This window comes from Motilimonas thetidivivens (genome assembly GCF_046452435.1).
Classification (GTDB): domain Bacteria; phylum Pseudomonadota; class Gammaproteobacteria; order Enterobacterales; family CBDFNC01; genus Motilimonas.
Genome location: NZ_JBKFDK010000085.1, coordinates 1 through 343, shown reverse-complemented (window position 1 = coordinate 343; position 343 = coordinate 1). Strand labels below are relative to the sequence as shown.

1 pseudogene is annotated in these 343 nt (G+C 38.2%); it reads right to left on the bottom strand.

Features of this window, described 5'->3' with window-relative positions:
• Positions 1-343: pseudogene (locus tag ACK8OT_RS19355) on the bottom strand (acyltransferase family protein); the annotation flags it as partial.

Genomic DNA, 343 nt, shown 5'->3' with positions numbered 1-343 from the left:
AATTACCGACAATGAAAGAAGATAACTGTAGTGATAAAAGGGCCAATCCAAGTAAAGCTTCAAACATGTACTGCTTAAAGAAACGATTAACAAACCACACAATAACGGGGTAAATGATATAAAACTGCCACTCAACGGCTAAACTCCAAGTATGTAGCAGTGGTTTATAGATACTGGCATCTGCGACATAACTATCTTCAGAGTAGAAGTAGTAGTTTGAACCGAAGTACAAGGCTGACTTTAATGAGTCAGCGTAAGTGATTAAGTCACTAGGAAGTAATACAAAGTATGCAATGACGGAGGTGACTACCAGCATTGTCACTAAAGCAGGAATAATTCGCTT